The organism is Methylococcus sp. EFPC2, assembly GCF_016925495.1.
Classification (GTDB): domain Bacteria; phylum Pseudomonadota; class Gammaproteobacteria; order Methylococcales; family Methylococcaceae; genus EFPC2.
Window position 1 is genome coordinate 1,477,662 of record NZ_CP070491.1, and the last position, 15,646, is coordinate 1,493,307.

Genomic DNA, 15,646 nt, shown 5'->3' on the forward strand with positions numbered 1-15,646 from the left:
GGAGGTATCGGATGCAGCCGAAGAGAAGACATGGTCTGCCGGCCGGCTTCGCGAGGAGGTCCTCAACAAAGTGGCGATTGCGGAAGCGAGCGAAACTCCGGTTTTTTTCATAGCAGTCTTCCCTTGCGTAGGAGGGGTCTAAGTAAATTGATACACGCTGGCGATTTGTCTCTCAACGGGAGGAGGTCAAAAGACCCGACATCCGGATACCCCGTTTTTGGCCACGCCGACATATGCGTCGTATCAGTCGGCGGTGACATTTTTAAAGCGCGCCTGGCAGCGGATGCCGGCGGGAATTTGGTACTGCGGGTTGGGCAACTCCAGGCGAACGCCAAAGGTGCTGCTGGCGGCGTCTACGACCTGATCGACCACCTTGACGTGCGCACGCACGGACGGTTTCACCGCAGGTTCGGGCAGAATTTCAACCTCCTCGCCGACCTGGACTTTGCCGATGGCGCTGACCGGTAAAACCACTTCCACGTAGAGCGGATCGATTTCCGCCAGTTTGACGACGGGTGTTCTGTCGTCGATTTGAGCGGCCTCTCCCGGATTGTGCAGCCTTTCGATCACCACGCCATTGAACGGACTGCGTATGGTCTTCAGGCGCAGGTTTTCCTCGTGTTCCCGCACTTCCAGCTGGGCCAGCCGGGTGTTGTCCTTCGCCTCCGCCAATTCCGCGTCGGCCAGGCGCTGACCCGTTTCCGCTTCGTCGTAATCGTTGGCGGTCGCGAACTTTTCCTGGTACAGGTCCTGCTGCCGCTGGCGCTTCTTGCCGGCAAACTCCAGGCGGGACTGGGCGGCGCGCAGGGCACCCTGCATGCCCGCCTTATAGCGCGCCATGTCCAATTTGGCCCGATCGGAACCGCTGTCGAGTTCGACCAGAACCTGGCCCTTTTTGACCAGATCGCCCCGGTCCACGTTGACCCGTTCGATGAGCCCAGCCACGGAGGAACGCAGTTCCACCACTTGCTTGGGTTCGATCAGGCATTCGACGTCCTTGGCCATAGGCGCGGTGCCGGGAAAGATCGCCAGGCCCAGTATCGGCACCATCGTCAACGCCACGCCGCGCGGCGGCGACAGCCGTCGACTCCGGATAGCGGGACTTCCCGGCTTGTCGTCGACAAGATAAACCACTGCCCGGCCCTTCCCCCAGTTGAATTTCGTCATTCGCGTCCCGTAAAAGCCAGCATGCGGTCTATACGCCGATCAATTTCCAGGGTTTGCCGCCTCAAGAGGGCATGATGGCGCTCCGCGCGGGATTGCGCCACCCGGCGCCAAATCCCGACGCTCCATCTCGAACCGGGGCGCGCCCAAGGGAGCAAACCCAGCCAGGAGGGCGCAAACACGCGGAACAACTCGTCGTCGAGCGCGACGATGGCCTCGTAACTGCCCGGATCGCCCTGCCGGCCCGAGCGTCCGTACAACTGCCGGTCGATGCGCCCGGCCTCGCTGTATTCGGTGATGATGACATGCAGACCGCCTTGTTCGGCCACGCCGGCGCCCAATTTGATGTCGGTTCCGCGTCCGGCCATATTGGTCGCCACCGTGACCACGGAGCGCTGCCCCGCTTCGGCGATCAGTTGCGCTTCGTCGGCGTCCTGGCGGGCATTCAATACCTGGTGCGCGATTCCGGCCTCAGCCAGTAGTTCCGACAGCTTTTCGGACGCTTCGACCGAACGGGTGCCCACCAGCACCGGGCGGCCATGGTCCCTGCTCTGCGTTCGGACGGCATCGGCCACCGCCCGCCATTTGTCCTGCTCGCTCGCGAGCAGGCGCGGCTTCAGACTGCGGCGCTGAACGGGACGGTGGGTAGGGATGCGGCAAACGCGCAGGCGATAGACCGACCAGAGTTCGTCCGTGATCTCGCGCGCCGTGCCCGTCATGCCGGACAAACGCAGGTAACGCCGGAACAGGCGCTGATAGGTGACTCGGGCCAGCGTGGTTCGACGACCGGTGGTCTTGCATCCTTCCTTGATTTCGATCAGTTGGTGCAAGCCCATTTCCCAGGAACGGTCCGGCATCAGGCGGCCGGTAAATTCGTCCACGATTTGTACGGCGTCGTCGCGGACTAAGTAGTGCTTGTCTTTTTCGTACAAATGCAGGGCCGCAAGCGCCTGGGTCATCATTTCCACGCGCCCGGCGACCGGAACGTCTTGCGTCATGTGCTGCAGTTTGGCTTTGCCGCTGCGGGTCAGGTGGATAGACCGGTCCTCCTTCGCGAGCTGGAAATCCCTTGCATCGAGCGATTTTGCCAGTTCCAGCGTCGTGGCCAGCGCCGCCAGGTTTTCCTGATTCTCTTCTTGCCCGGAGATGATGAGCGGCGTCCGCGCCTCATCGACCAGGATGCTGTCGGCTTCGTCGACGATGGCGAAATGCAGGCCCCGGAGCAGCAAGCCCTGGCTCTGGTCCTCTCCGCCGAGCAGTCTGGCGACGGTCATGCGCGAGGCACTCGGCCACTCCTTGAGCGCGATGCGATCCTTGAGGTAATCGAAGCCCAGTTCCTTGTTCGTGCAATACGTGATGTCCGCCGCGTAGGCGGTGCGGCGGGCCTGGGGCGCCATGCCGCCCTGTACCACGCCGACGCTGAGCCCCAGGCGGTGAAACAAGGGCTCCATGATCTCCGCGTCGCGCTTCGCCAGATAATCGTTGACGGTGAGGATGTGGGTCGGGATTCCGGCCATGGCGGCGACGGCTGCGGGCAAGGTCGCCGCCAGGGTCTTGCCCTCGCCCGTATGCATTTCCGCGACGCAGCCGCGGAGCAGCGCCAGCCCGGCCATCATCTGAACGCGGTAATGGCGCATGCCCAGGACACGGCCCGACAATTCCCGGACGAGGGCGAACGCTTCGGCAACGATCTCGTCGCGGAATCCGCGCCGGCGCAAAGCCAGGGAAAGCCGCACGCCCGCCGCGGAAAGCTCGACATCGTTGCAGCGGGCGAACTTCGACTCGTGGCTTTCGACCCGGTCGGCGAAACGGTGGGCGCGGACCGCGAACAGGCGAGCCGGCATGAACCAGCGGGCATAGGCCGAGGACAACCAGCGATCGAAGGCGTTTTCGTCCGGATCGACGCGCTCGGGATAGGGGCCGTCGGCCAAGCGCAAGCCGGGTATGGCAGGGCTCAGGCTAGACATTCATCCGACTCAAAAAAAGCTGCCTCAAGCGCCGCCATCCCTGACTGGCCCAGGGCTCGGGATTGTGCTCGAAGCGCACATGGACCCGGCCGCCGTAGGGCGGAACGGCATTGGCTCCGGTGGCCGGGGGCAGGCCCGCCAGCGCCAGATCGAACTGAAACAGGCTGGTCAGCGCCCTGGTTTTTTCGGGGTCGCGGGGATCCAGGACATTCTGCCCTCCTCCCTCGGTGCTCAAGGCGGGACTGGGCAGTTCGGCCCTCGCAGCGGGCACCTCGCGTATCAGCCGCGCCGGCAGCACGTCGCCCGGACGATCCGCGAACCGCACGGCGACGGCGCGCGTTCCGCGCCGCACTAGGTCGATGTCGTCCTGACCGACCACCACCCGGACCAGCGGGAGCGATCCGTCCACCACGTATCCGACCAGTTCGCCCTGTTTCAGGAAACGCCCGGGCAGATCGTCTTCCTTGGCCAACATGAAATAACCGCGGGCCTTGCTCCGTATCAGGAGATTGCGCGCTTTTTCCTCGGCGCGCGCCAGATTCGCCTGCTCCCTCTCCAACTCCTGGCGGGTGATCCCGGCTTTCACCTTGTCCTCCACCCACTCGGCCGCGCGACGCGTGCCGATCTCCGCCACGCGGGCGCGGGCCAGGCGTATCTCCGCCTCCAGTACGGGATCCTCGCATTCCACCAGGGGATCGCCGACTTCTACCCGGCTGCCCGCCTTGACCAGCACGCGATGCACGAAGCCGGCCGTGCCGGCTCTCGCTTCGGCCTGTTCCGGCAGCCAGACGACGCCTTCGCTCTGGGTACGCAAGGGCATGGGTATGACCGAAATAAACAAGGCCAGCGCCCCGGCCAGACCCAGCGTCACGCCTACGGCGCGACGGCGGCTGGCCTGCAGGCGCGGGTCATGCAGCACGTAGTGCAAGCCCTTCACCAGCGGGATCACCAGCAGGCTGGCGGCGCTCCACAGTGCCAGCGCGACGCCGATGACAAAAAAGCTGTTGGCCAGGAAGATGGCGATGCCGAACATCACCACGAAGCGATAGGCCAGCGCCGCCGGGGCATAAAACAGGAACCAGCGGCACTCGCCCGGCGTGGCATCCAGCGGCGCGGGATTCTTGATGCGGAACAGGTGGCGGTTGATCAGAGACAGCCAATAGCGATTGGCCCGAAGGGCTAGATTGGGCGTTTCGATGAGGTCCGAGAGCATGTAGTAGCCGTCGTACCGCAGCAAGGGGTTACCGTTGAAGACCAGGGTGGAGACGCCGGCGATCATCATGATATCGAACAGGATCGCCCTCAGATTGCCCTGCGCCACCAATACCCAGAGGATCATCGCCAGGCTGGCGATGAAAACCTCGACCAGCATGCCGGCCGAACCCACCAGGGCGCGCTGCCACTTGCCGCGAAAACCGGCGGACGAGCTCGCATCGACATAAGGGACCACCATCAGGGCCAGCAGCATGATGCCCATCTCGTGCACCTCGCCGCCCTGGATCCTGGCGGCGTAAGCGTGTCCCAACTCGTGAAACAGCTTGATGAGGGGAAAGGTCAGCCAGAGTATGACCAGATTGCGCGCCGCCATCATGCGGTCGGAGACGTTTTCGCTCAACTCAGGCCAGTGATGGGCCGCCAGCGTGATGCCCAGCCCCACCACCATCAGCCATAGCAGGAGTCCGGCCCAACCGAACAGGGGCCGCACATACGGAAGCGTGCGCTTCAGGAAGGCGTCCGGGTCCCACACGGGCAGGCGGATCGCCAGGGGATTCTTCAGGTTGCTCAGCCAGACGCTGCGCGAGCGCTGGTCGAAGCGGGTGAACAGTTCCGCCGTATCCGGTATCACGTCGCCTTTCAGCAAGTCATTGGCGTGCAGTTGTCCCAACAACTGGATCACTTCTTCCTGCCCCGGGGCATCCGGCCCTAAAACAGCGCCCGCCTTTTTCCAGATGTCGTCCACGCTGCGTTGCCCATCCATCATGCGGATGAACAAATAGGCGGCGGGAGTGAAGCGATGGACACGGCCGGTGTTGCGATCGTCGACGACGTGCCAGATCGCTCCCCGATAGCGGTGGCGGTGTATTCGCACGTGCTCGGCGAGCCGCGGCTTGAACGCGGCCACCCGATGCCACGAGGCGCTGTAAAAACGTCCCCCGCTCATGGCAGCCAGGTCCAGAGCGAAATTCTCAGCCAGTCCGTCAGCCTGTGCGTCCAGATCCACCACAGGCCGCGTTCGCCGGCCTCGATTTTCCCCACGCCTTCCATGCCGGGACGCATCAGCGCGGTGGGTACATCGAGTTTCGCCTCGACGCGGAAATAATTGATGCCGTCTTCGGTCGTCGATACCGAAGTGATCTTCTTTACGGTGAACGGCAGTTTTTCCGCCGTCAGACCCGACAACGCCAGTTGCCCGCGCTGCCCCACCTGCACATGAGTGATATCGCGCTCGTCCACCTTCAGGATCACGCGGTAGGCATCCAGGGGCGTGATTTCGAACAACACCTTGCCCTGCTCCACGGGCGCCCCCAGCATCTGGCTGAGATCGCCCGAAACCACGAAGCCGTCGAAGGGCGAGCGTATTTCGGAGCGGTGCAATTTTTCTTCGATCAAGGCCAATTGCGCCTCGGCCTGATTGAGCTGCGCACCCAGCACGCTGGCATCCGCCCGCTCATGCTTGGCCTGGGCATCGCGGTATTTGCGCAGCGTCTGTTCGCGTTCGCTCTGCCAGCGGACCTGTTCGAGACGCAGATCCTTGTCGTCCAGGGTCGCCAGGACCTGTCCCGCACTCACCGAATCTCCGGCCCGCACCGCCGCCTGACCGATATAGCCCTCGAAGGGGGCCACGGCGGCGCGTTGCACCAAGCCTTCCACGACGGTTTTCGCAGTCACACGGAACTCGCCTTCGGCCAACAGGAGAAAGGCAGCCACCAGCAGCGCACAGGCTGCCGCGAATTTATAAGACGTACGCGTCGAACCGAACAAGGCCTCCAGACCTTTTTTCAATTTGGTTTTGAATTTGCCCGTCACCCAGCGGTCCAGTTCGCGCTTCTGCAGTAATACGGGCGCCAACAGTCCCGCACATGCCTCGCCCATCGCCCATTCATGCTCACCGAGCGGCTGGCCGGCCGAGGATTCCAAGGTAAGCACACCGAAAGCCTGCCCCCGGTCGAGCAAGAGAAAGGAAGCCACGGCACCGCCGTCCTCCAGTCCGGCCAGTTGCTCGTGATCGCTGGTCACGATGGTGCGTCGTGCATGTATCCCGGCGCGCTGGGGCGGATAGCGCACGTTTCTCCTCTGGTCATAGGCCTCTTCCATGGCCTTCTCGATCACTTGTATGGCCTCGCTGCTGCGCCGGAAATGCGCGGTGTGGGACACGGCGCAAATGCGGACCTCTCCTTTTTCGGCGAGTCCCAGACTGACGCGGCGTAGCCCCAGTTTGACCGCCAAGGTATTGACCAGCGCCATGGCCGACTCCTGGAAGTCCTTCTTCTCCAAAGCCAACAGGATCAGGTCCACGGCCAAAGCGGAACGCCGGCCCCTCGCCAGGTTTTCCGCCTGCGCCTCGCGAAAGAAGAGCTGGGTCAGCCACGCGCTGGCCCAAAACAGTTTCCGGCGGACGTTTTGGAGCTCGCCGGGATGCTTGAGGGCTACGGCGAGGACGACAACGCCATGGAGTTGGTCGTCGGTTTCGATGGGCAGGGCGATCTGGGTCAGGCCGGACGGTCCCGCCCCCCCACTCGCGGGATCGGCGGGGTAAACCTCCACGCCCCGACGCTCCATCAGCGCCTGCTGGGCGGCAGACGTCAGATAGGTGACGTCGATCAGCGCTTCCGGCCAAATAGCCGCCGGAACATAAGCACCGTCTTCCGCCGTTTTCAGTAGCACCAGACCCACCGACATAGCGTCGATTTGCCGCGCCAGAATTTTCAGCCACGCCTGGCAGAACGCCACGGGCGCGGTCGCCTCGGCGAACTCGGACCAGGCGGCCTGCTCATCCGAAACCTGAGATGCGGACGCGGCAACGGGCTCCGGGATTTCGCTCCCAGTGCCGGCGCGGATATGGGTCTCGATAGGGGTCATGGGCCGGGCTGCCTAGCCAATGCGCCAGGCGCGGTCAGTTCAAGCGTCCGTAGCGCGCCTCGCATGCTTTCGCAGGACAGTTCGGAGCGGCAGGCTTAGTCATTTGAGTTTCTGGTTCCTGAGGGTACGCCATGGTTGCTCCTGGATTTTTGCTCGTTTAATCGGGCGTAGAAACCCGGTTGCTGATCCTATCCTTCCGCATCTCCCCGCGGCGCTCGACCGGCATCGTCGTATCCGGGAGCGCACGCCGTCTCATGCGGCCTTGCCTGTCCCTGCGCGTCGGCGCCAGGCGAGTACGCCCAGCCCCAGCAGTTCCAGTGGCAGCGTGGCCGTTTCCGGAACGTTGTTCGTGGCTGCGAGGACGGTGATTTTACCCGTAGTCGCAGGAACCTCGTAATCTTTGCAGGATGTGTCAGGGTAGCGCTCGCATTCGACCGTGACCTCCGTAATCCCGAGGGGCGCGGTCGGTTTGATGAGGAAATTCAACGCCAGGATGGATCCCGTTTGTTGATCGACGGGGAGCGTGAAGGTGGCCAGACTGACCACAACCTGACCGACACTAGGAATACCGGGGATCACCGAGAAATCTCCGGTCAGCGTACCCACCAGCGCGTCGACGAAATCCAGCCGGCTGGGGTCGTAGGTCACCACAACGGTGGCCGCTTCGAGATTGTTTGTGAGGTCGTCCAGCAAGTTCAGGGTGACTTGCTGACCTTGAAACCCGCTCTGATCGGGGATGGAAAGCGGGACGCTGTGGGCGGCAAACGGCGCGATGGCCAGGACGACGGCCACGAGCAAACCATGGATCGAACGCATAAGAACCTCATCAGGCAAGGGATTAGGAAGCAGGGGCCCTGGATGCGTGGCTGTCTTCGCGGCGCCGACGGCCGGTCGCGTTCAGGGACTGCAGTTTAAATTTCATCCTGGTTAGGCATGATGCATGCCATATTTTTTATCTAATTGAAATTACTTTATTTATTTTTATTGCCTCGTGTCCAAGAACGATCTCGCTCGGACTCAATGTAAAAAATTCTGACAGTTGGGAGAGCTCGCGCCGGATCGGGGTAATGTCGCCGAAGCTCCGGGCGGGCGGCGTTCTTCGCACGGTAGCGGTCAGGCTAGGCAAATTTCCTTATCCGTAGCGCCGCCGAAATCCTGTACTTCTCATCGGAGGGAACGGGTGAGGCTAATTCGCCCCATCCCTAACCGGAGCACCGGCGCAGAATCCCCACATTCATCGCCATCGCACGCCAGCGGGGCCGGAAACACCGGGGCATGGCCGCCCTAGCCCGGCTATCGTCCAGAGCGGCAAGTTGCTGAGTTACAAGGATTATTTGTATTGGCGCGGGACGTGCTGAAGGAAATACCGTGATCCTTGCGGGCGATTTCGGGCCAGACGCTGCTTACGCCGGCGGATACACGCAGTGCACGGAAACGGCACGCCGAGGCGGTGCCGGGGGCAGTCAACGAAGCTAGGCGGGAATTCGCAACTACATGGCCAACGTTTTCGCGATTCACTCGGTGGGGAATTCCATCGTGACTTTCCTGCGCAATACCTACCCCACCCAGATCGGCGGGCGCGACATGCCGGCCTGCAGCTTTGAACTCACTTCCAGCAACCAGCTCGCGGGCGATATCGAAGAGACCACCCGGTTGACGCTGTACCTCTACCGCATCACCGTCAACGAGCACAGCCGCCAGACGCGCCGCGCCGCGGCCGCACCCGACAGCTTCCTGCCGCTGGGGCTGGATCTGCACTATCTGCTCACCGCCTGGGCCGGAAATCCCCTCGACGAGCAGGTGACCCTGGCCTGGGCCATCCGCCAGCTTCATCAGTTTCCGATCTTTGACGCCTCGTCGCTGTCGCCCGAAGCGGGATGGGCGGCGGATGAAGTCGTGCAGCTGATACCGGCCGAATTGACGACCGAGGACGTGATGCGCATCTGGGATGCGCTGGAGCCCGCCTATCGTATTTCGGTGTCCTATATCGCGAGACTGGTGCGCCTCGATCCGGACGTCGACGAAGAACAGTTCCGCCCAGTGGTCGCCGCCCGTTTCGCCTATGGCACGGAGGCCGTCGACTGATGCACGCGCTGCGCGAACTGGAACGAGTCGAATGGCGTGTGCTGGGCGCTCTGCGCTTCGTCGACGCCACCACGCGCGCGCCGGTCGAAGGCCCGCTCGTACTGCAGGCGGAAGGGGCTGTTTTGACCCGCAACCGCAGCGGCCTCTATGTCATCCGCCACTGGGACGCGTTGAGCGCGCACGAAGCGGAATTTTCCGCCCCGCCCGCCGATCCCGCGCCGGCCTCACGGGTCTTGAGCGTCGCGGTGAACGATCCGAGCGGCCGGTATCTGCCGGTGATCGCGGCGGTTCCGCTGCCGCGATCGCCGGCCCCGGCACTGGCCGCCGACTCGCTGTTCCAGGCGCAGCAGGTGCCCCTCTACCCCTCACCTAGTGCGAGCGTGGGCAGCAATTGGGCCGTGCTCAGGATCAGCCTCAGCGAAACCGCCTCCGGCGACGCCCTGGGCGGTGCGCTGCTGCGCGTGCGATCCAACGGCAGCGTTCTGGCGCGCGGATTGACCGATTGGCGCGGAGAAGCCTTGGTCCCGGTGGCCGGCGTGCCGGTCACCACGTTTTCCGATAACCCCGACGCCGTGCTGATCAGCGAGATCGAAGTGAGGCTGCAAGCCTTATTCGACCCGGCTACCGGCAGCCGTACGCCCATGGCCCAAGTGCGCGCCGGACGAGCGCCGCAGCGGCTGCCGAGCGTCGACCCGGCCGCACTGGAAGACGCGGCCGCCGCCCTGCCCCAGACCGAACGCAACCTCGCGATCGCCGCCCGGCGGGCGCAATCGCTGAGCATGAACCTGAGCCTGCCATGATGCCCGGCATTCCCGCCACTGACGTTCAGGTTTCGCGCCTCGCGCACCACCTGGCCACACCCCGGGACGAAAGCCCGGATTGGCCGGCTTACATCCGATCTTTCGGCCATACCGCAATCAGCAAGAAGGAGATGAGTCATGCCTGAATATCTAGCGCCAGGTGTGTATGTCGAAGAAACCAGCTTCCGCGCCAAATCCATCGAAGGCGTAGGCACCAGCACCACCGCCTTCGTCGGGCCGACCCGCAAGGGCCCCTACCGGACCGGCGTCGATGCCCAGGAAGTCCCCGAATTGCTCACCAGCTTCGGCGACTTCGTGAACGTCTACGGCGGGTACTCCGACCTGGAATTGACCGACGCCTCGCCGGACACCAATTATCTCGCCCACGCCGTCCTCGCGTACTTCAACGAAGGCGGCAAACGCCTCTACGTCTCGCGTGCGGTGAGCGCCGGTGCCGCTGCTGCAACCGTCGACGTCACCGCCGACGGAACGGCGGACGCCGAGAGCGTCGCCTTCTCGGCACGATTCCCCGGCACCCTGGGCAACGGCACCATCCGGGTCATCGAAGTCGTCACGCCCGCCTCGGCGGTGGGCATGACCGCGGCCCCTGCCGGCACGCTGCTGCGCACGGGGGCGGATGGCGCGCTGGCGCATCACGTCAAGATCGGCACCGCCTGGCACCCCGCCGCGACGCCGGCCGACGCGGCCGTGGACGCCGCCACGCTGGCCGCCGCGACGCCGCGCTTCGTCACCCTGCAAGTCATCGCCCGCGACGCCGACGGCGACGAAACGAGCTGGGAAGGCCTGGGTTACGACAGCAGGCATCCGCGCGGAGTCGTACACGTGCTGTCGGCGACCCCGGCGCGCCGTAACGACCATCTACAGAACACCTTTGCGATCAGCGTCGGCGCTTCGGTCAGCGCCCTGGAACTGCGCAACGCCTTGTTCACGGGCGCCATCGCCAACACCCAGGGCAATCTGGAGCGGCGCTACACCCTGGCCGACGGGACCGACGGCGCGGCGCCGACCAATGCCGAATACGCCCTCGCGCTGGCGGAAATCGCCGCCCTGGAGGATGTCTCCATCGTCGCGGCCCCCGGCTCCTCGGCCTATGCCGATGCGCAGGCGATACGCAACTCCCTCATCACCCACGCCGAGGCGCGCCGTGCCTACCGCATCGCGGTGCTCGACACCCCGCCGGCGCAAACGCCGGGACAGGTCCGTACCCTGCGCGGACAGATGGATTCCACCCGCGCCGCCCTTTACTACCCCTGGGTCGTGGTGTCCAACCCGAACGCCCGGGCCGGACGCGAGGACATTCCGCGGGAAATCGCCCTGCCGCCGTCGGGCCATGTGTGTGGCATCTACGCGCGCAACGACGTGGAACGCGGCGTCTACAAGGCTCCCGCCAACGAGGTCGTGCGCGGTGCGCTGCGCTTCGAGTTCGACGTCAACTTCGGTCAGCAGGAATTGCTCAACCCCCTGGGCGTCAACTGCCTCCGCCTGCTGTCCGGGCGCGGCTACCGGGTTTGGGGCGCGCGGCTGATCTCGTCCGACCCGGAATGGCGCTACGTCAGCGACCGGCGTTATTTCAACTTCCTGGAAGCCTCTATCGACCGCGGCACCCAATGGGCCGTATTCGAACCCAACGGCGAGCGCCTGTGGGCCAATGTGCGGCAAACCATCTCGGACTTTCTCTACAACGAATGGGTGGGAGGCGCGCTGCTCGGTACGACGACCGAACAGGCCTTTTTCGTGCGCTGCGACCGCAGCACCATGACCCAGAACGACCTGGACTCGGGGCGCCTGATCTGCCTGATCGGCGTCGCCCTGGTCAAGCCCGCCGAATTCGTGATCTTCCGGATCGGCCAGAAAACCGCGGACGCGCGTTCGTGACCGGCACCGCACATCAGGAGCTAAGACATGGCCAACAGAACCACACCCTACGGCGCCTTTAACTACGTGGTCGAGTTCGACGGCGGAGAACTGCTCGGCGGCTTCTCCGACGTCTCGGGCATCGGCACCGAGATCACCGTGGCGGAATACCGCAACGGCAACGAAAAGGAAAACCACGTCCGCAAGGTGGCCGGCATCCACAAGGTATCCGACGTCACCGGCAAGCGAGGGCTGATCAATTCCAAATCCCTCTTCGACTGGATCAAGGCGGCCCGCACCAACGGTCCGGACGCGCAGAAGACCATGAAGATCACCTTGCTGGACGAGGCGCAGAAACCCGTCCAGTCCTGGATACTGCGCGGCGTCATCCCGATGAAATACACCGGGCCCACCCTGGCGGGCAAGGGAGGCGGCGACGTGGCCATGGAGGAAATCGTCTTTTCCATCCATGCCTTCGAGATCGAGGTTCCCTAAGCCGACCTCGCCAGCCGCCATGCTCAGCGCCCTGACTTTCGACACGGCAAGACCGGCCCGCGAGGCCGCGCCCGAACGCACCGATATCGCCTGCTTCATCGGCTACGTCGCGCGTCGGGCTGGCGCGCCGCTGCCCAAAGACGTAGGCGATACCCTGCGCGCGGCCGGCTGGGTGGACGGACCCTGGCGGCGCGATGCCACGGCGCTGGAGTCTTTGGAGCAAATACCCGTGACCGTCGATTCCTGGGACGACTTCGCGCGGCTGTTCGCCTGGGAACGGCGACCGCTGCGCGAAAACGGCGGCGGCGCGTGTGCGGCCTACCTCGGGGCGGCGGTGCGCAGCTATTTCGCGCGCGGCGGCCGGCGCGCCATCGTGATACGGGTCGCCGACCCCTTCCCCCATGTCGAAACCGGCAGCGCAAGAAGCGAGCGTCGCGACGCGCGCCTGAACGCCCTGATACCGGGCTCTGCCGCCGCCGATCCGCCCGTCCGCCCCTTCGATCCGGCCGATCCGGGAAGCTGGCGCGGCATCCAGCATCTCTATGGCCTGCCGGAAGTCAGTCAGGTGTGCCTGCCGGATCTGCCCGATATCTGCGCCGCCGATCCGCAAGCGCTGCCAACCTCCTACTCGCCTCCTCCCGCGCCCGAAGTGTTCGTGGAATGCAGCGAGGACGAGCCGCCCACGCAGGTCGATACCGCCGTCGATCGCCTGCCGGCCCCGTTCAGCGACGAAGCCGGCTTCCTGGCCTGGCGCGGCGCACTCGCCGGAATCCGGAGTTTTCTCGGCCGTCACCGGCGCGATGCGCTGTTCGTCGGCGCGCTGCCCTTGGCCGCGGTCGATACCCGGCGCGCGGCGGATGGCGGTTCTATCCATGCCGAAGCGGATTTGCTCGAATTTCTGCGCCGGCTCGGCGTGCTGGAAACGCAAGGAAGTCCACCCGGCCGCACCGCCAGCGCATTCTTGCAACTGGGCTGGCCCTGGCTGCACACGCGCCGTTCCCAGGATCTGCCCGCCCTGCTGGAGCCGCCCGACGGCTTGCTGGCGGGCACGCTGGCGGCCAACGCCCTGAGCCGCGGAACCTTCCGTTCGGTGGGCGGCACGCTGTTCCCGGAGATCGCCGCCTTGCAACCGGAACCCGCCACCGGCGGAGGGCCCGACAGCCCGACAGCCCGCCTCGCCGAACGGCTCTGCGTGTTCGCCCGCGAGCCGGAAGGCATCGCCCTGCTGTCAGACGTCACCACCTCGGCCGAGGCCGCCTGGCGCTTCGGCGGCGCCAGCCGCATCATGGCCGCCATCCTGCGCGCGGCGCGGCGATTCGGCGAAGCGCATCTGTTCGAGCCCAACGGGCCGCAACTGTGGACCCAGCTCAGGCGCAGCCTCGAACTGATGCTGTTCGCCTTCTGGCGCGAAGGCGGACTGAGCGGCGCCACCGCCGCCGACGCATTCTCGGTGCGTTGCGACCGCAGCACCATGACCCAGACCGATTTGGACGAGGGCCGCCTGAAGGCCGAGATCCGCGTGTTGCCCGCGGCAGCCATCACCCACATCACCGTGGTGTTGGACCTGATCGCAGGCAGCGCCGCGGACGTGCAAATACGCGAGGTGGCGTGATGGCCGATACCGACGACATCCCGGAAAACCGCCTGCGGCCTCTGCACGTATTCCGCTTCAAGGTGGAATTCCGCCGCGACAACACCGACCGGAATTTCCGCGCCGCGGGCTCGGTGCCGCTGTGCAGCGGCGCCTTTGCCGAATGCACCGGCCTGGAGGCGACCATGGAGCCCAAGCTGATCAAGGCCGGCGGAATCAATTACGGCGCCGTGCAACGCCCCGGGCGGGTGAGCTTCGCCACGGTGGTGCTGAAGCGCGGCATGACCACCACGCGGGATCTGTGGGACTGGTTCCAGATGGTCAATCTGAAGGGCGCCTACGCCTATCGCCTGGCCGTCGACATCACCCTGGAAGACAACGCCGGAAAACCGGCGATCCAGTGGAGCCTGGCACGTGCGCTGCCGGTGAAATTCAAGGCGGCCGACCTCAACGCGAAAGGCGGCGAGATCGGCGTGGAAGAACTGCACCTGGCCCACGAGGGCCTTTACATGGGCCCTGCGGCCTGAGAGGCGGATGTCATGACGGTCGCGGTCCCAGACGACTTACCCCAACTCGCGCTGGCGGAATTCAAGACCGTCAGCGGGCCGGAAGTGAAGGTGACGGTCCACTTCAACCCCGAATCCCTGCAATACACCGTGCAGAACAATCTCAAGGAAGAAGGCCAGGGCGCCAAGAAGAAACAATACGTCAGCCAGACCACGGCCAAGCTCACCATGCAGTTGGTGTTCGACACCACCGACACCGGCGAGGACGTGCGCGCCCACACCGAGAAAATGGCGAAGCTGCTCAAGCCGGTCGGCAGCGGGGATAAGAAGGTCCCGCCGCAGGTCGAGTTCGGCTGGGGCGCCTACCGCTTCACCGGCATGGTGGAACAGTACAAGGAAACCATCGACTTTTTCGCTCCCAGCGGGGTTCCCCTGCGCGCCGGCGTCGACATCACCCTGGCCAGCCAGGACGTGGTGTTCGACAGCAATCGCAACCCCAACGCCAAGGTCGACAGCGAGTTGGCCCCGCGGGAACCGACGCTGGCCTCCGGCGCCAACTCCCCCGCCGGGCTCGCGAATAGCCTGGGCGATCCGCGCTCGGCACGCGCCATCGCCGCCGCTAACGGCTCGGCTTCCCTGCGTTTCTCGGCTGGCGCCGATCTGGCCGTGGGGGGCGGAGTGAATTTGCAGGCCGCCGCCGCATTCTCGGTCGGCGCTTCGGCGGGCGCGGGACTGGGTTTCGGAGCCGGAGCAGGCGCAGGAGCCTCGTTCGGGGTGGGAATAAGCGGGTCGGCCGGCGCCGGTTTCAGTGCGGGCGCGGGCTTCTCGGCCGGCGCCTCGGCCAGCCTGTCCGCCGGAACCGCCGGAACTACCGAAGGCGCGTTCGCCAATCTGCGCGTCGGCACCGGCAAGCCATTGGCCATGCCCGACGCTTCCGCCCTGCTTACCGCCGACATCGGCGGCAGCGGCTCGCAGTTCGCCGCCGGCGGGCGGGTCCAGGCCGGCGCATCCGCGAGTCTCAGTGCGGATGTCGGTGCCGGCGCCGAACTGCACAGCCGCATCAGTTTCCGCTGAAGGAGATAT

At 65.0% G+C, this 15,646-nt stretch carries 12 protein-coding genes; 7 read left to right on the plus strand and 5 right to left on the minus strand.

The annotated features are described in order from the left end of the window. Positions 1 to 243: 243 nt before the first annotated feature. The 5 genes from JWZ97_RS06135 to JWZ97_RS06155 form a co-directional block, all read right to left on the minus strand. Complete coding sequence (locus JWZ97_RS06135) at positions 244 to 1,167, minus strand: efflux RND transporter periplasmic adaptor subunit (protein ID WP_205433914.1); 924 nt, start codon at positions 1,165 to 1,167, stop codon at positions 244 to 246. Beyond that, the gene (locus JWZ97_RS06140) at positions 1,164 to 3,131 is read right to left on the minus strand and encodes a preprotein translocase subunit SecA (protein WP_205433915.1); all 1,968 of its coding nucleotides are present in this window, start codon (positions 3,129 to 3,131) and stop codon (positions 1,164 to 1,166) included. Before JWZ97_RS06140 ends, JWZ97_RS06135 begins: the two co-directional genes overlap by 4 nt. Beyond that, a complete protein-coding gene (locus tag JWZ97_RS06145; RefSeq protein ID WP_205433916.1) occupies positions 3,124 to 5,292 on the minus strand; it encodes a hypothetical protein in 2,169 nt (722 codons plus the stop codon). The genes JWZ97_RS06140 and JWZ97_RS06145 overlap by 8 nt, the downstream gene beginning before the upstream one ends. After that, positions 5,289 to 7,211 (minus strand): efflux RND transporter periplasmic adaptor subunit, encoded by a 1,923-nt coding sequence (locus JWZ97_RS06150; RefSeq protein WP_205433917.1) that lies wholly within the window; start codon positions 7,209 to 7,211, stop codon positions 5,289 to 5,291. The genes JWZ97_RS06145 and JWZ97_RS06150 overlap by 4 nt, the downstream gene beginning before the upstream one ends. A gap of 252 nt (positions 7,212 to 7,463) precedes the next feature. Then, complete coding sequence (locus tag JWZ97_RS06155) at positions 7,464 to 8,027, minus strand: cohesin domain-containing protein (RefSeq protein ID WP_205433918.1); 564 nt, start codon at positions 8,025 to 8,027, stop codon at positions 7,464 to 7,466. 678 nt (positions 8,028 to 8,705) lie between these two features. On the opposite strand from JWZ97_RS06155, the gene JWZ97_RS06160 reads away from it, so the two are divergent. The 7 genes from JWZ97_RS06160 (at position 8,706) to JWZ97_RS20215 (ending at position 15,637) form a co-directional block, all read left to right on the plus strand. Beyond that, positions 8,706 to 9,296, plus strand: a complete 591-nt coding sequence (locus JWZ97_RS06160; protein ID WP_205433919.1) for a DUF4255 domain-containing protein — start codon at positions 8,706 to 8,708, stop codon at positions 9,294 to 9,296. Continuing rightward, entirely contained in the window at positions 9,296 to 10,096 is an 801-nt protein-coding gene (locus JWZ97_RS06165) for a hypothetical protein (RefSeq protein ID WP_205433920.1), read from the plus strand. The genes JWZ97_RS06160 and JWZ97_RS06165 overlap by 1 nt, the downstream gene beginning before the upstream one ends. 138 nt (positions 10,097 to 10,234) lie before the next feature. Continuing rightward, complete coding sequence (locus tag JWZ97_RS06170) at positions 10,235 to 11,992, plus strand: phage tail sheath subtilisin-like domain-containing protein (protein ID WP_205433921.1); 1,758 nt, start codon at positions 10,235 to 10,237, stop codon at positions 11,990 to 11,992. A 27-nt stretch (positions 11,993 to 12,019) separates the two neighbouring features. Continuing rightward, positions 12,020 to 12,466 carry a phage tail protein gene (locus JWZ97_RS06175; protein WP_205433922.1) on the plus strand — a complete coding sequence of 149 codons (447 nt, stop codon included), beginning with the start codon at positions 12,020 to 12,022 and terminating at the stop codon, positions 12,464 to 12,466. Between the two features lie 19 nt (positions 12,467 to 12,485). Beyond that, positions 12,486 to 14,078, plus strand: a complete 1,593-nt coding sequence (locus JWZ97_RS06180; protein WP_205433923.1) for a hypothetical protein — start codon at positions 12,486 to 12,488, stop codon at positions 14,076 to 14,078. Then, positions 14,078 to 14,584: a phage tail protein gene (locus JWZ97_RS06185; RefSeq protein WP_205433924.1), complete on the plus strand. Its 507-nt coding sequence runs from the start codon at positions 14,078 to 14,080 to the stop codon at positions 14,582 to 14,584. The genes JWZ97_RS06180 and JWZ97_RS06185 overlap by 1 nt, the downstream gene beginning before the upstream one ends. 12 nt (positions 14,585 to 14,596) lie before the next feature. Continuing rightward, positions 14,597 to 15,637, plus strand: a complete 1,041-nt coding sequence (locus JWZ97_RS20215) for a hypothetical protein (RefSeq protein WP_205433925.1) — start codon at positions 14,597 to 14,599, stop codon at positions 15,635 to 15,637. The last annotated feature ends 9 nt before the right edge of the window (positions 15,638 to 15,646 follow it).

Coding starts and splice junctions, on each gene's coding strand:
- JWZ97_RS20215 (WP_205433925.1), top strand. CDS start 14,597: ATGACGGTCGCGGTCCCAGACGACTTACCCCAACTCGCGCTGGCGGAA.
- JWZ97_RS06135 (WP_205433914.1), bottom strand. CDS start 1,167: ATGACGAAATTCAACTGGGGGAAGGGCCGGGCAGTGGTTTATCTTGTC.
- JWZ97_RS06155 (WP_205433918.1), bottom strand. CDS start 8,027: ATGCGTTCGATCCATGGTTTGCTCGTGGCCGTCGTCCTGGCCATCGCG.
- JWZ97_RS06160 (WP_205433919.1), top strand. CDS start 8,706: ATGGCCAACGTTTTCGCGATTCACTCGGTGGGGAATTCCATCGTGACT.
- JWZ97_RS06165 (WP_205433920.1), top strand. CDS start 9,296: ATGCACGCGCTGCGCGAACTGGAACGAGTCGAATGGCGTGTGCTGGGC.
- JWZ97_RS06185 (WP_205433924.1), top strand. CDS start 14,078: ATGGCCGATACCGACGACATCCCGGAAAACCGCCTGCGGCCTCTGCAC.
- JWZ97_RS06175 (WP_205433922.1), top strand. CDS start 12,020: ATGGCCAACAGAACCACACCCTACGGCGCCTTTAACTACGTGGTCGAG.
- JWZ97_RS06180 (WP_205433923.1), top strand. CDS start 12,486: ATGCTCAGCGCCCTGACTTTCGACACGGCAAGACCGGCCCGCGAGGCC.
- JWZ97_RS06170 (WP_205433921.1), top strand. CDS start 10,235: ATGCCTGAATATCTAGCGCCAGGTGTGTATGTCGAAGAAACCAGCTTC.
- JWZ97_RS06150 (WP_205433917.1), bottom strand. CDS start 7,211: ATGACCCCTATCGAGACCCATATCCGCGCCGGCACTGGGAGCGAAATC.
- JWZ97_RS06140 (WP_205433915.1), bottom strand. CDS start 3,131: ATGTCTAGCCTGAGCCCTGCCATACCCGGCTTGCGCTTGGCCGACGGC.
- JWZ97_RS06145 (WP_205433916.1), bottom strand. CDS start 5,292: ATGAGCGGGGGACGTTTTTACAGCGCCTCGTGGCATCGGGTGGCCGCG.